Source organism: Lysinibacillus sp. NPDC098008 (genome assembly GCF_044760715.1).
GTDB lineage: Bacteria > Bacillota > Bacilli > Bacillales_A > Planococcaceae > Lysinibacillus.
Genome location: NZ_JBIWBA010000009.1, coordinates 26,260 through 40,345 on the forward strand (window position 1 = coordinate 26,260; position 14,086 = coordinate 40,345).

Here is a 14,086-nt window from a genome sequence, read left to right on the forward strand (position 1 = left end):
TATTTCAATCGTTCATAACGCGCAAGTTTATCTTTGTATTATTAGGCACTCGCCTTCTAAATTCAAGTAAAATGTATAGAAGGTTTATGTAAGAAAAAATTTATGCAAAATAAAAAAAGCGCAACACACTTATTATGAAACAGGTTGCGCTCGGTGTCAATTCAACATAGCTATCATTCTTTAATTTCTTGAAAAATTTAACACCTTTTTATGATATTTTTGCTGGGCCAAGCAGCATTTTTAATTCCTCTGTATTTACTTCCTCAAACCAGTTATCACTTTGTAAAAGCTCTACTTGATTAAATGACACAATATCAGATGGTGATACTGCAAAAATGGTAGCAATTACCTCATGTAAACGCAGTTGCTCTACATTTTTTTTACGCCACTTTTTCTCCACACAATAACGCCAAAGTTCCTCAGCCGTAATCGCATCATATTGAAAATGCTTGAACTCTGCTATCTTACTATCAATTGCCGGACGAATTTGTTCAAATAGTTGCTGATGTTGCATACTCATTTTGAATCATCTCCAATCAAAGTCGTAACGTAAGACATGCTTGCATACAAATAGTGTAAATGAATTTTTGCGGCTTGAGAAGGGACGGATGGCATGAGTTCTTTTGTACGAGGTACATTATTTTTAATGTTTGTGATTTTTTTATCGAAACTTTTTGGCTTCTTTTATAGAATGCAGTTTATGCGGATTGCTGGTGAAGAGGCTGTCGGCATTTATATGACCGTCTATCCAGCATTTATTTTCTTTATCTCACTCATTCAATTAGGGCTACCGATTGCTGTAGCAAAAATTGTAGCTGAATTACTCGCAAAAAATAAACGTGATAGCATCTTTGGTGTTATGCGTACAGCCATTATTTGGTCATTTATTGGCATGATTATTTTTATGCCCCTTGTAGCACTAGCAATACCATATATTTCAACAACACTTTTACATAATGAACATACCACATTTACACTATGGATTGCACTCTTTGCTGTACCTGTGTCTGTAGGCTCCGGTTTATTGCGTGCTTATTTACAAGGTGTAGCGAAAATTACACCAACAGCTTGGGCACAAATGATTGAGCAGGTTGTACGTATTAGCTTTATTACATTCATGCTTCCTTATGTGGCAAACTATAATAATGCAGCTGTTACGGCTGCTGCTGCAATGGGTATTACGCTTCTTGCAGAAGTAGTTGCATTCCTTTATTTAGGGCTACATTATATTGTGTCAAAGAAGAAATTACTAACACGTAAAACAAAAATTGAAAGTTATCCAGCATCCCCTATGCTACGTATTGCCCTGCCATCAGCAGGTAGTAAGCTATTTGGTTCTTTCACTTGGTTTTTAGAGCCAATTATCTTTTTAAAGGCTTTAACAGTAGCTGGCTTAACAGCATCTGCTGCCACTATTTTATATGGTGTTATTTCAGGTGTTTTAGTGCCATTATTATTATTTCCTGCTTTTGTATCAACAGCATTATCCATTGTTCTTATTCCCGCTGTGAGTGATGCAGTTGCCCGTCAACATATTCCATTACTACAAGAGCGTATTTCGGTTTCCTTACGCTTATCTTCTTTAGTAGGCTGTGTTGCTGCTACCTATTTTTTTGTACATGGTGATGAATTGGCGATGAAGCTTTTCCATTTAGAAGAAAATCGTGGTTATGTGAAAATTTTAGCACCTATTTTTTATTTTTATTATATTCAAAGCCCGTTGCATTCCATCCTACAAGCAATTGGTGAGGCAAGAGCTGCCATGATGAATTCCATCTATGGTGGACTAGGTAAGCTATTTGTGATGTTTGTACTAGCCTCTCAACCAGGCATACAGGAAAAAGGCGCTGTTGTAGCAATTGGCTTTGGTGTTTTGTTGACGTCTTTCTTGCATATCGCAACAGTCAGACAACGAAAAAATTTGCGAGCAGGCTTTCGAATGTTTGTTGTGCCGTATAGCTGCTTTATCGCGGTTTGTGTAGTGCAGTATTTTTTACTGCCAATATTTTCTCTACCTTTTATACTAAGTAGCTGCGTGACATTGTTTTTACTATTTACATTTTTATTATTTACCAATCAATTGCGCATGACCGATTTCCGCTATATCCGTAAATTAGCAAAAAAGGTTTAAGATTCTTTTAACTGAATATGCAATCGACCGTCCTCCCAAATGCAAAAAAATACACCACTGCTATCTGTAATATTATTTTTAGCAAGCTCAGCCATTAACCATTCCTCATCCTTATGCATTGTTAATAAATGTCTTTCTTGGATATCGCCATCAATAATTAATGGGTAAATAAAAGGTTTTTCATCTTTTTTATAAACAGAAAGATTACCAGAAGGTTCCAAATAGGCAAATGCCACATCTGTGATTGATGCAATACCATTTTCTCGGAGTTGCTGACATAAATCATCGAGATTATAACGATGTTTACGCATTTCACTTTCTAAAATCATACCGTCTTTCACCAATAATGCTGGATCACCGTCTACTAAATCACGTATTTTCTTAAACTTTAAGGATAAATAGGCACTTAATATTTGAATCACTAATAGCAGAATAATGGGCAGTATCGCTTTCAATAAAGGATTTTTATAATCGTCCAATGCAAATGCAGCTACCTCTGCAATTAAAACAAAGACAACTAAATCAATCACGGATAATTCGCCTACTTCTCGTTTACCCATTAAGCGAAAAACAATAATAATAAAAACATATAAAAAACAAGTTCTAAAAATAATATGGAAATATTCTTCCATCGAAACACCTCCATACTATCAAGGTGACCTTCCTATTTGTTTTTTATACAAAACGACTGCACGAAAATATAAGCACTATTTACATATACTAGCTACGTTTAACTATTCACACATAAAAAAGACTTACAATTAAGCATTTGCCCATTGTAAGTCTTTTTCTTTTATTTACTTCACGCTATCGTTTACAATACGTCCAATTGCTTGACGGTCAAACTTAACACGCACATTTTCAGCGATTTTTAATGTCACTGCTGTGTCCTCGATTGCATCAATAACACCGTGTAGACCACCGATTGTAATGACTTTATCTCCACGCTGCAAGCTATTTTGCATATTTTGCGTTTCCTGCTGTCTTTTTTTAGCTGGACGAATTAAGATAAACCACATAGCAACGAACATTAATAGTATTGGTGCTAGCCCTAATAGTTGATCCATAATGCTTCTTGCCCCCTTTCCACATATCACTTTTTTAGTATAGACTATTCCACTAATAAAAAGCGATGGACAAGCACAAAAATTTTCTATATTGCTAATATTATTTCTATGATTGACAATATTTTGCTAGAAATATTCACTTTTTACAAAGATTTGTACGACTTACTATACAATTAAAAGTTTTTTGCGTTTGGTCCATTAAAGCCATATTTCTCGAAAAATTCTTCTCGGAAATCACCTAGGCGATCTTGGCGTATTGCCTCACGTACTTGCTCCATGAGTTTTAATAGGAAGTGGAGGTTATGATACGATGTTAAACGGATACCAAATGTTTCTTCCGTGCGAATCAAATGACGAATATAGGCACGTGAATAGTTTTTGCATGTATAGCAATCACAGTTTGGATCAATTGGTCCAAAATCGCGGGCATATTTAGCATTTTTCACTACAAGACGCCCTTCAGATGTCATCAATGTACCATTGCGCGCAATACGTGTTGGTAGTACACAGTCAAACATATCAATCCCGCGAATAGCCCCATCAATTAATGAATCCGGTGAACCTACACCCATTAAATAGCGTGGTTTATTTTCAGGCATCATTGGCGTAGTAAACTCTAACACACGGTTCATCACATCTTTTGGCTCACCAACCGATAGCCCACCAATCGCATAGCCCGGGAAATCTAACTCTACTAAGGCTTCGGCAGAACGTCGGCGTAAGTCCTCATACTCACCGCCTTGAATAATCCCAAATAAACCTTGCTCCTCAGGTCGCTGATGTGCTTCCTTACAGCGTTTTGCCCAGCGTGTTGTACGATCTACGGATTGTAGCATATAGTCATATGTCGCAGGATATGGCGGGCATTCATCAAATGCCATCATAATATCAGAGCCTAGATCATTTTGAATTTCCATTGCCTTCTCTGGGCTTAAAAATAATTTATCACCGTTTAGATGGTTGCGGAAGTGAACGCCTTCCTCTTCAATTTTTCGGAATTGGCTAAGTGAGAACACTTGGAAACCACCTGAGTCTGTTAAAATTGGACGATCCCAATTCATGAATTTATGCAGTCCGCCTGCTTCCTTGACAATATCATTACCCGGACGAAGCCATAAATGATAGGTGTTGGATAAAATAATGCCCGCATTCATTTCCTTTAGTTCCTCAGGTGACATTGTTTTCACCGTTGCTTGCGTACCTACTGGCATAAATGCAGGTGTTTCAAAGGAGCCGTGTGGAGTATGCACAATGCCAAGGCGCGCTCCTGTTTGTTTACAAGTATGAAGTAGCTCATATCGAATTGCTGGTTGTGTCATAAACTAAAAAATCCTCTCTTATCTAAAGTAAAAACAGTACTTCGATTTTATCGTAAAATTATCGTGTTGGGCGAATAAACATCGCATCGCCAAAGCTAAAGAAGCGATATCTTTGCTCTACCGCTTGCTGATAGGCACTTAAAATGGTTTCTCTTGTAGCTAGTGTACTAACAAGCATCACAAGCGTTGATTTTGGTAAATGGAAGTTTGTAATTAAGCCATCCACTACTGTAAAGCGATAGCCTGGATAAATAAAAATAGATGTCCATCCCTGCTCTGCTCGCACTTCACCATGATATTTAGAGCCAATTGTTTCTAATGTTCGTGTAGAGGTTGTCCCAACAGCAATCACCTTGCCGCCATTCTGTTTTACTCGGTTAATGGTAGCTGCTGCTTCCTCCGTTACACTATAAAATTCGGCATGCATTTCATGATTTTCAATCGAATCCACACTAACAGGACGGAAAGTGCCTAATCCAACATGCAATGTAATAAAGACAACCTCTACCCCTTTTGCCTTCACTTGTGCTAATAGTTCCTCTGTAAAATGTAGCCCTGCTGTTGGTGCTGCGGCTGAACCACGCTCTTTGGCATAAACCGTTTGATAGCGATCCCTGTCCTCTAGCTTCTCACGAATATATGGTGGTAACGGCATTTCGCCAAGCTGTTCCAATATTTCATAAAAGATGCCGTCATAGTGAAACATAAATGTACGACCACCATGCTCAAGCTCGCCTGTACAAGTAGCGGTTAATAAACCATCGCCAAATGTAATGACCGTACCTACTTTAACACGCTTTGCTGGTTTAACAAGTGTTTCCCATTCATCTGTACCAGCTAACTGCTTTAACAGTAATACTTCTATATGTGCCCCTGTTTCTTCTTTGACACCCATTAAACGCGCTGGTAAAACCTTTGTATCATTTAATACAAGACAGTCACCAGCATGTAGTTCCTCTAAAATATGGGCAAAACGGTGATGCTCCACTTGCTTAGTGCCTGGTGTTACAACCATTAATCGACTCGCTGTTCGATCCACTAATGGTGTTTGAGCAATAAGCTCCTCTGGTAATATAAAATCAAAATCTTCTACACGCATGAAAAAACTTCCTTTTTTATGTTTGTTGTGGATAGTCATATCCAAAATGTTCGTAGGCTAAATGTGTTGCCACTCTTCCTCTTGGTGTACGCTGGATAAACCCTATTTGCATTAAATACGGCTCATATACATCCTCTATTGTCACCCGCTCCTCACCAATTGATGCAGCGAGTGTATCTAAGCCCACAGGACCTCCCTGAAAGCGTTCAATCATATTTGTAACAAGCTTATGGTCAATATGATCAAGCCCTCTAGGATCGACTTGTAATAGCTCTAATGCCTGCTTCGCAAGACCCTCCGTTATCATACCATCTCCAAGCACTTGTGCATAATCCCGCACTCGCTTTAATAAACGATTAGCAATGCGCGGTGTCCCACGTGAACGTCTTGCCATTTCCATTGCCGCTACTGCTTCAATCTCCACATCAAATAAATGGGCACTGCGTACAACAATTTCAGCCAATGAACGATCATCATAATATTCCAAGCGTAGCAATACACCAAAGCGATCCCGTAAAGGAGCTGATAAAGCACCAGCTCTTGTTGTCGCACCTACAAGTGTAAAGGGAGGTAAATCAAGGCGAACGGAACGTGCTTCAGGCCCTTTCCCAACAACAATATCTAAACAGAAGTCTTCCATTGCTGGATATAAAACTTCCTCAATAGCACGGGGAAGTCGATGAATTTCATCAATAAATAGGACGTCCCCAGGCTCTAATGAGCTTAAAATAGCTGCTAAATCTCCGGGACGCTCAATCGCAGGACCACTTGTCATACGTACATTGACATTCATCTCATTCGCAATAACGGCGGCTAAGGTTGTTTTACCAAGCCCTGGAGGTCCATATAGCAGCACATGGTCTAAACTTTCCTGACGAAGCTTTGCGGCTTCAATAAATATTTGCAAATTTTCCTTTACTTTATGCTGTCCAATATATTGTGACAGCCTTTGGGGACGTAATGATAATTCAAACTGCTCATCATAGCTTCCTGCCTCACCAGCCATTATCCGTTCAGACATGCACCTCCCCTCCTTTCCTTACTTTAATTTTAATAGCAGTTGCAATGCTTGCTTCATATACGCATCTGTTGTTTCTAGCTTGTCATTATCTTCAAGCTGCGGACGAATTTTTTCAAGCTCTTTTTCAGAATATCCAAGTGCCAGTAATGCCAGTATTGCTTCCTCTAGCTCATGCTTATTTGGATGAACGCCAAATAGTGGTAGCTCTTCTTCTGTACTTGGTAGCTCTATTGTTTCCAATAAAGCACCTAGCTTGCCTTTTAAATCGAGGATCATTTGGCGCGCTGTTTTTTTCCCGACGCCCGGGAACTTCACTAAAAATGTTTCATCCTCACGCTCAATTGCACTAATTACCTGCTGTGGATTGCCAGTAGCTAAAATAGCTAGCGCCCCTTTTGGCCCTATACCTGACACTAAAATCAGCTTACGGAATAGTTCACGCTGGTCTAAGTTTGGAAAACCATATAATATTTGTGCATCCTCACGTACATGCAAATGGACATATATTTGTTGCTCAAGTGCTGATAGTCGAAAGGCAAATGGATTAGGTGTATTAAGCTGCCAGCCAATGCCCTGCTGTTCAAGTACAATATATTCAGGTGTAATACGGGTAATTTGTCCTTTTAAATAATCATACATTTAAAATCCCTCACAATCATCGTCTTCGATTATAGCATATAGCGAACGAATGCTCGACAAAAAGCTAAAAGTGAGATTCACAGACAAAAATGACCGCCAAATGACGGTCATTTCTTCACAAATCTATCAATATCGTACCACAATTTTGGCCAATAAGTGAGAGCGCGTTTTGTAAATGGCACTAAATAATCTAAAAATACTAGCTGCTGCTCGAGTGGTAAATCCACAGCAAACAGCCATTCACGTAATAACTCATTTGGATATTTCAAACGATGAAGCTTTCTTTTATCCAGCCGTTTCAGCTCTGGTAACTCTGCAAATATCTTACCAAGATCGTAATCCACAGCTGGCAATACACGATGCAGCCATAAAATATATTCATCATCTGCTTCTCCAAGGTGCGCTAAATCAAAATCAATTAAGCGTAATTGTCCATCAGAGCACCATAAAAAATTATGATGAACAACATCTCCATGTAAAAGCGTGATGTCTTTTTCAGGTGCATCCTCCATCGCTATCAACTGTAGCGACTTATCACTATAATGTAAAATTTGATCGATTTCTTCTCTTGTTAAAAATGCCCTAAATTCATTGCGTCTGCTTTTAAAACGCATATAGCGCATTTGCCATTTTAAAAGCTGTGAGTAGGTATGCAAGCCTGGCACTCGCTGCCAAGCAATTTTTTTATGTGTGTCATGTAAAGTGATTAAGAGCTTAAGAGCTTCCTTGCGATCTTTTTTATAGGTAAAGTTTGCACCATGGCTTCCTTCTTGCCATGCTTGCACAATTAACTGTTCATCATCACTTTGTACAATTGGTAAAACGAGGGAAGGCTCCATACAGCCTAGCTGACGATGGATAGCCCTCACCTTCTCCGCAATTTCTACTTGCTTCGCCCGCTTCACAAAATAAGTATTCGATTGATATTTATATTTCCAAATATTTGGCTTTACTTCTTCAACAATATACGCTTTTTCACCATCGATAAGGCGTCATCCCGCCTGGGAAATAATGCGGTGGCATCCAAGGACCACCTGACGGGCATGGAGGCGGTGGACAGTGACAAGGGTCCATATACCAAGTAGGCATCATCATTGGTTGCGGTTGTGTACCACATCCACAGGATTGACCCATATTCATATCAGGCATCATCATTGGTTGCGGTTGTGTACCACATCCACAGGATTGACCCATATTCATATCAAATTGTGGCTGCATCTGTGTATCATGTTTTGGGAAAAACGGTGTAGATTCTAAGAAATCATCTATCCCCCCGATCTTTTGCTTTGGCATATCACAAGGCATTGGCTGCTGTGGCATCATATACGGCTCGACTTGTGGCTGCATTGGCATTTGCCACCACATTTGATGATAAACAGGCTGATGGCAGCTCGGACAATATGGAACAGCAGGCATTTGTGGCATCATTTGCACTGGTGGCGGTGGCGCTGGTTGAGGCTGTGGCTTCGGTGGTGGCGGTTCTGGCTTTGGTTTAGCGACAGGTGGTGGTACTGGTGCTGGTTTCGGCGGTGGCTGTATTTGTACTGGCGGTGTAACATTTTGCTCAACTTGCGGCATCACCACTTGCTGATGCCAATTCATTTCCACAGGCTGCGGCACCCACATTGGCTGTTGTGGCATTTGCATCGGCATTGGTATCGGTATTGGTATCATACGTGGCTCCGGCATCGGCATTGGAGCTGGTGGTGGTGGCACAATGGGCGGCGGCGGTGGCGTTGGCTTCTGTACCTCTTTTTTAGGTGCTTCCTTCGTAATAGGAGCCTCCTTTGGTACCTGTGTTTCCTTCTTCGGCATCTCCTTAGGTGAATGGCGCTGCGACTCTTTATTTATTTTTTCAGGCAAAATAATTTCCATACCTGGAACAATATAATCTGGGTTGGCAAGATGGACATTGAGCCGCTTCAAATCTTCAAACGAAATGCCGTACTCCTTCGCAATCTTCCACAATGTATCTCCCTTTTGAACAATATGAATACGCAATTTTTTCCTCCCTTCCTCTCTACGTATCATATGTTCAATGTTGCATTTGGATACAAAAATTTCAGCAAGTTCGAAATGCTTCATGGTACACTATTTCATAGGGAATGCGATTTCCTGTATTATAGGCAGAGGTGAGCAATGTGAAAAAAATGTTAGGCGAAGAACGCCGACTGCAATTACTAGCACAATTAAAAAAAAGTAAAGCACCTATTACAGGAACAGACCTAGCTAAATTTGCAAATGTTTCTAGACAGGTTATTGTCAATGATATGACATTATTAAAAGCTAGGAATGAGCCAATTATTGCCACAAGCCAAGGCTATCTTTATATGCAGCAGGAACAATTTCAACATACGGTTGAGCGTACATTCGCATGTTCGCATACTTCTGAACAAACAGAGGATGAATTACTGACGATTGTCGATTGTGGAGGAACCGTTAAAAATGTGACTGTTGAACATCCTATCTATGGTGAGCTAACAGCCTCCATTATGGTAGCAAATCGCCATGAGGTAAAACAATTTATTGAGCGTGTTAATGAAACACAGGCAAATTATTTATCTGCTCTTACGGGGGGCATTCATTTGCATGTAATTGCTGCACCATCTGTAGAGGTATTAGCATTAATTGAACAAGCTTTACAGCAAAAAGGCTATTTAGTAACAGAAAACACAGTATGACTTGATGCTCATACTGTGTTTATTCGTAAATGCGGGTATTTCACTTCTCTTCGTGGATATTACTCCTGTAAGCGCGAGTATTTCGTTCCCCTTCGCGGGTATTACTCTCATAAGCACGGGTATTTCGCTTTTCCCCGCGGGTATCAGGAAAGAAATCGTTGTCGCTGTGCAGGTGTAGGTAATAAACATGCTTGCTTTTGCCCAAATAAACGATAGCGATGCTTTGCAAACCGTCTATACAGCGCATCGCGAATTCGTTGTGGTATCGGCATAAACAAATAATACAGTGGCCATACTTTATCTAATTTTTTGCCTATTTTTAAAGCCGCTGTAGATTCCATATAAACATTACCATCTTCAATCAGGACAACACTATCTATATTGTTAGGTATATGAAATTGTTCAAGAAGTGTTTGGCCGACATCACTTTGTAAAGCTGCAAATTGAAAATAGCCAGCTTGATCATGCTTCATAATAAATTGAACAGTGCTATCACAAAAATTACAAACGCCATCAAATAAAATAATTCCGCCCATTATAAACCCCTCCTTGTCATTATTATACCTCATCTGAAGTGACGTACGTAAAATATGTACCGAGTGACTTGACCTTACAGCCTAGTGCCGCTAACTCCTCCATTGCACCACGCATCATTGGCTCTTTTTCATCTGCTAAGACATCAACCATAAAGAAATAGTCACCTAGCCCTGTTTTCAACGGACGTGATTCAATTTTACTTAAATTTAGCTGACGCCATGCAAACACAGATAATACTTGATGCAGGGCTCCTGAACGATCCGTTGGCAATGTAATCATAAATGTTGTTTTAGGCTGCCCCTCTGATAATTCCTGTGGCAAGCGCTTATTTTGCTTTGATAGCACAAAGAAGCGTGTATGGTTAAAGTGGAAATCATGGATATTCGACTCCACGATTTCAAGATCGTACTTGTCAGCTGCAGCAGCATTGCCTACTGCGGCGATACAGCTATGTGGATTTTCTGCTACATATTTTGCCGCGGCTGCTGTGGAGGTTGTTTGGTGTAAGGGTACATGGCTGAATCGATAAAATAAATATTTATGGCATTGCGCCAAAGCATGTGGGTGCGAATAAACACCCTCTATAGCCTGCCAATGCTCTTTTTGCGCTTTATTAACCATTAAATGTTGCTGGATTTTTAGCAATAACTCCCCTGTTACATACAGTGTTGCCTCATGAAATAAATAATCTAATGTAAGCGGCACAGAGCCCTCTAAGGCATTTTCTAATGGTACGACCGCTAAATCCACCTTACCCTCTGCTACTGCCTCAATGCATTCTGGAATCGTTGCACACGGTACAAGCCACTCATTTGGAAAAATAGCCTTTGTAGCTAAATATGTAAATGATGCTTCTGGTCCTAAATATGCGATTCGATTTTCCCATTGTTGTTTTATCATGGCAATTGCCTCCTTTATGGCATCTATTACAAAATAAGGAGCAGTCCCTGATGATCGACCAATCACACGAGGACAGCTCCTTCTTTGAGCTATTTTATATAACCATTATGATATTTGGTTCCTCACCAATCGATATGCTTGATTGTCTAGTAAATAGCAAGCATCTAGGCTGGCGATAACCTTTATGTTTCTTAGAACGAAAAGGATTGAACACTATAATGCACCAGAGCTAATTACTTCTGCTGATTCCACAAAGTCTAGGCGTTTTAGTTGTTGAATCAAATCATCCAGCTCACATGTCATGCTTGTAACATCTAGTGATAATGTTACGTTGGCACGCCCTTGAATAGGGATTGTTTGGTGGATGGTTAATACATTACAATGTGTCATCGTCACCGTTTCTAAAAGCTTGGCAAGTGTTCCTTTTCTGTCTTGAAGCTGTAAAAAGACTGTTAAAATGCGTTCCTGCACAATTGAATGAAACGGAAATACAGCATCACGATATTTGTAAAACGCACTTCGCGATAAATCCACCTGCTTTACCGCATCCCAAATGGAGGATACTGAACCACTTGACAGTAGGTGCTTCGCCTCCAAAGTTTTTTGCATTGCATCCGTTAAAACATCTTCACGAACTAAATAATATCGCTGATTCGCAACATTCTTCATACGCTTCCCCCTAAAACTCATGTCTTAATCGACAAATTCAAATTCAAACTCTTGTAGGCGTACTGTATCGCCATCCTGTGCTCCACGTTGACGTAAAGCCTCGTCCACGCCCATTGCACGTAATTGACGTGCAAAACGACGAACGCCATCTTCACGGCTAAAGTCTGTCATTTTAAATAGACGTTCAATTGCATAACCACTGATGATAAATGTCCCATCATCATCACGAGTGATTTCAAATTCCTCGCCTTTTGCCTCATGCTTATACATAACCGTTGCCTCTGATTGCTCCTCTATATCATCATATAGTGGGAATTCAGGTGTTACTTCAAGTAAATCAGCAATCGCAAATAATAGCTCTTTTAAGCCTTGACGTGAAATCGCTGAGATTGGGAAAATTTGAACATCTTCTCCTACCTTTTGGCGGAATTTTAGTAAGTTTTCTTCTGCATCTGGCATATCCATTTTATTGGCTACAATAATTTGTGGACGCTCTGTTAAACGAAGATTATATTGTTTAAGCTCTTCATTAATTGTTAAATAATCTTCATACGGGTCACGCCCTTCCATTCCTGACATATCAATCACATGGACAATAACACGTGTACGTTCAATATGTCGTAAAAACTGATGACCTAATCCAACTCCTTGATGCGCCCCTTCAATAAGCCCAGGTAAATCTGCCATCGCAAAACTACGGTGATCATCTGTTTCAATCATGCCTAGATTCGGTACAATTGTTGTAAAGTGATATGCACCAATTTTTGGTTTTGCTGCAGAAACAACAGATAAAAGTGTTGATTTACCAACACTTGGGAAACCTACTAGCCCTACATCTGCTAAAACTTTTAACTCTAATATAACATTTAATTCTTGCCCTGGCTCACCTTTTTCAGAAAGTTCTGGCGCTGGATTTGCAGGTGTTGCAAACCTTGAATTTCCACGTCCACCGCGTCCTGCTTTTGCAATGACAGCTCTTTGGCCATGCTCCACTAAATCGGCAATAACAGCTTCTGTTTCTTCATTAATAACAACTGTTCCCGGTGGTACTTTGATAATTAAATCTTCCGCATTTTTGCCATGCATGCCTTTACTCATCCCATGCTCACCACGAGGTGCTTTAAAATGGCGTTTGTAGCGGAAATCCATTAATGTACGTAGGCCTTCATCTACTTCAAATACAACGTTTCCACCGTGACCACCATCGCCACCAGCTGGACCACCATTTGGTACATATTTTTCTCGGCGAAAGGCCACCATACCATCTCCGCCATCGCCACCTTTTACATAAATCTTTACGTGATCGACAAACATTTACTTCACTCCCTATTTGCACTCAAGACATATTGCCAGCGTCTATTTGTCTGTTCAATTGTTTGAATGTCGAATTGTGTCAAACCTTTTTCGGTGAATGCATCAGCACTCCATAACCCATTTAGCGTGAATGTCACGGCAAATGTATGATCGTCAACACGTATATCAAGCGTTAAGACCTGCTCTGTAAATGGATCTAATGTATCATAAACATGCATAACTGTTTTGTTTAAATAATCTACAACTGTCTGATCAATATCATTGGTCACAGGCTTTTTTATCTCACCATGCAGCTTCCATACTAATGAAGGATAACGCCATCCTGCTGTTTGTAGCCATTCAATTGTTTTTGGTAATTGTAGTCGATTTAGGATAGAAAGCACTCGTAATTGCTCTGAATAGTGTTGAATAAGCTGTTTGGATTCATCAATTCTACCTAAATCTAAATTCATGCGAATCAGTTGCAATTGATTCACAAAGTCATGATTTGCAAAACGTAATACTTCACTCACGGTTAGTGATTGATCGTTCATCCCATTCACTCCAATAAAGTTATCCTTACTAGTATAACAAGTTTTATTGTATTTTTCCCCTTAATTCTTCTTTGAATTTTACGAATGTTTTCTTCAAAACTTTCTCAATCTTTCTTATTCATATATCGACAGTTCCTTATCCCTTATGATAGTATGTTACCAAATTTGATATTCAT

The 14,086-nt window shown here is 39.7% G+C and carries 17 protein-coding genes; 3 read left to right on the forward strand and 14 right to left on the reverse strand.

The features are described from left to right. Positions 1–208: 208 nt before the first annotated feature. Entirely contained in the window at positions 209–520 is a 312-nt protein-coding gene (locus tag ACIQVU_RS10025) for a post-transcriptional regulator (protein ID WP_340806693.1), read from the reverse strand. Between the two features lie 93 nt (positions 521–613). On the opposite strand from ACIQVU_RS10025, the gene ACIQVU_RS10030 reads away from it, so the two are divergent. Next, positions 614–2,131 carry a putative polysaccharide biosynthesis protein gene (locus ACIQVU_RS10030; RefSeq protein ID WP_402895291.1) on the forward strand — a complete coding sequence of 506 codons (1,518 nt, stop codon included), beginning with the start codon at positions 614–616 and terminating at the stop codon, positions 2,129–2,131. Here the strand turns inward: ACIQVU_RS10030 and ACIQVU_RS10035 are convergent. The 8 genes from ACIQVU_RS10035 to ACIQVU_RS10070 all read right to left on the reverse strand — a co-directional run bounded on the left by ACIQVU_RS10035 (position 2,128) and on the right by ACIQVU_RS10070 (position 9,277). Beyond that, entirely contained in the window at positions 2,128–2,763 is a 636-nt protein-coding gene (locus tag ACIQVU_RS10035; RefSeq protein WP_340806695.1) for a DUF421 domain-containing protein, read from the reverse strand. The genes ACIQVU_RS10030 and ACIQVU_RS10035 overlap by 4 nt on opposite strands. Positions 2,764–2,928: 165 nt before the next feature. Then, complete coding sequence (yajC, locus tag ACIQVU_RS10040) at positions 2,929–3,198, reverse strand: preprotein translocase subunit YajC (protein ID WP_340806696.1); 270 nt, start codon at positions 3,196–3,198, stop codon at positions 2,929–2,931. A 173-nt stretch (positions 3,199–3,371) separates the two neighbouring features. Beyond that, complete coding sequence (gene tgt / locus ACIQVU_RS10045) at positions 3,372–4,517, reverse strand: tRNA guanosine(34) transglycosylase Tgt (protein WP_340806697.1); 1,146 nt, start codon at positions 4,515–4,517, stop codon at positions 3,372–3,374. 58 nt (positions 4,518–4,575) lie between these two features. Next, positions 4,576–5,616 carry a tRNA preQ1(34) S-adenosylmethionine ribosyltransferase-isomerase QueA gene (queA, locus tag ACIQVU_RS10050; RefSeq protein ID WP_340806699.1) on the reverse strand — a complete coding sequence of 347 codons (1,041 nt, stop codon included), beginning with the start codon at positions 5,614–5,616 and terminating at the stop codon, positions 4,576–4,578. A 16-nt stretch (positions 5,617–5,632) separates the two neighbouring features. Further along, the gene (gene ruvB, locus ACIQVU_RS10055; RefSeq protein ID WP_340806700.1) at positions 5,633–6,637 is read right to left on the reverse strand and encodes a Holliday junction branch migration DNA helicase RuvB; all 1,005 of its coding nucleotides are present in this window, start codon (positions 6,635–6,637) and stop codon (positions 5,633–5,635) included. 18 nt (positions 6,638–6,655) lie between these two features. Further along, on the reverse strand, positions 6,656–7,276 hold the full coding sequence (gene ruvA, locus ACIQVU_RS10060; protein ID WP_340806701.1) for a Holliday junction branch migration protein RuvA: 621 nt from the start codon (positions 7,274–7,276) through the stop codon (positions 6,656–6,658). A 107-nt stretch (positions 7,277–7,383) separates the two neighbouring features. Continuing rightward, positions 7,384–8,181 carry a phosphotransferase gene (locus ACIQVU_RS10065; protein ID WP_340806702.1) on the reverse strand — a complete coding sequence of 266 codons (798 nt, stop codon included), beginning with the start codon at positions 8,179–8,181 and terminating at the stop codon, positions 7,384–7,386. Between the two features lie 70 nt (positions 8,182–8,251). Beyond that, positions 8,252–9,277, reverse strand: coding sequence for a LysM peptidoglycan-binding domain-containing protein (locus ACIQVU_RS10070; RefSeq protein WP_402895297.1), 1,026 nt, complete (start codon positions 9,275–9,277; stop codon positions 8,252–8,254). A gap of 140 nt (positions 9,278–9,417) precedes the next feature. Between ACIQVU_RS10070 and ACIQVU_RS10075 the strand changes: the two genes are divergently transcribed. Then, positions 9,418–9,957: a transcription repressor NadR gene (locus tag ACIQVU_RS10075; protein ID WP_340806704.1), complete on the forward strand. Its 540-nt coding sequence runs from the start codon at positions 9,418–9,420 to the stop codon at positions 9,955–9,957. Positions 9,958–10,100: 143 nt separating this feature from the next. On the opposite strand, the gene ACIQVU_RS10080 is transcribed toward ACIQVU_RS10075, so the two are convergent. Beyond that, the gene (locus tag ACIQVU_RS10080; RefSeq protein ID WP_340806705.1) at positions 10,101–10,493 is read right to left on the reverse strand and encodes a thiol-disulfide oxidoreductase DCC family protein; all 393 of its coding nucleotides are present in this window, start codon (positions 10,491–10,493) and stop codon (positions 10,101–10,103) included. A 22-nt stretch (positions 10,494–10,515) separates the two neighbouring features. Next, positions 10,516–11,394 carry a prephenate dehydratase gene (gene pheA / locus ACIQVU_RS10085; protein WP_340806706.1) on the reverse strand — a complete coding sequence of 293 codons (879 nt, stop codon included), beginning with the start codon at positions 11,392–11,394 and terminating at the stop codon, positions 10,516–10,518. 50 nt (positions 11,395–11,444) lie between these two features. Between pheA and ACIQVU_RS10090 the strand changes: the two genes are divergently transcribed. Further along, positions 11,445–11,573, forward strand: coding sequence for a hypothetical protein (locus ACIQVU_RS10090; protein ID WP_340806708.1), 129 nt, complete (start codon positions 11,445–11,447; stop codon positions 11,571–11,573). Positions 11,574–11,607: 34 nt separating this feature from the next. On the opposite strand, the gene ACIQVU_RS10095 is transcribed toward ACIQVU_RS10090, so the two are convergent. Genes ACIQVU_RS10095 through ACIQVU_RS10105 form a run of 3 tightly spaced genes read right to left on the reverse strand, consistent with a single transcriptional unit; the run spans position 11,608 to position 13,910 of the window. Beyond that, on the reverse strand, positions 11,608–12,063 hold the full coding sequence (locus ACIQVU_RS10095; RefSeq protein ID WP_053996302.1) for an ACT domain-containing protein: 456 nt from the start codon (positions 12,061–12,063) through the stop codon (positions 11,608–11,610). 24 nt (positions 12,064–12,087) lie between these two features. Then, positions 12,088–13,377 carry a GTPase ObgE gene (gene obgE, locus ACIQVU_RS10100; RefSeq protein WP_340806710.1) on the reverse strand — a complete coding sequence of 430 codons (1,290 nt, stop codon included), beginning with the start codon at positions 13,375–13,377 and terminating at the stop codon, positions 12,088–12,090. A 5-nt stretch (positions 13,378–13,382) separates the two neighbouring features. Beyond that, a complete protein-coding gene (locus tag ACIQVU_RS10105) occupies positions 13,383–13,910 on the reverse strand; it encodes a Spo0B domain-containing protein (protein ID WP_402895303.1) in 528 nt (175 codons plus the stop codon). Positions 13,911–14,086 lie beyond the last annotated feature (176 nt).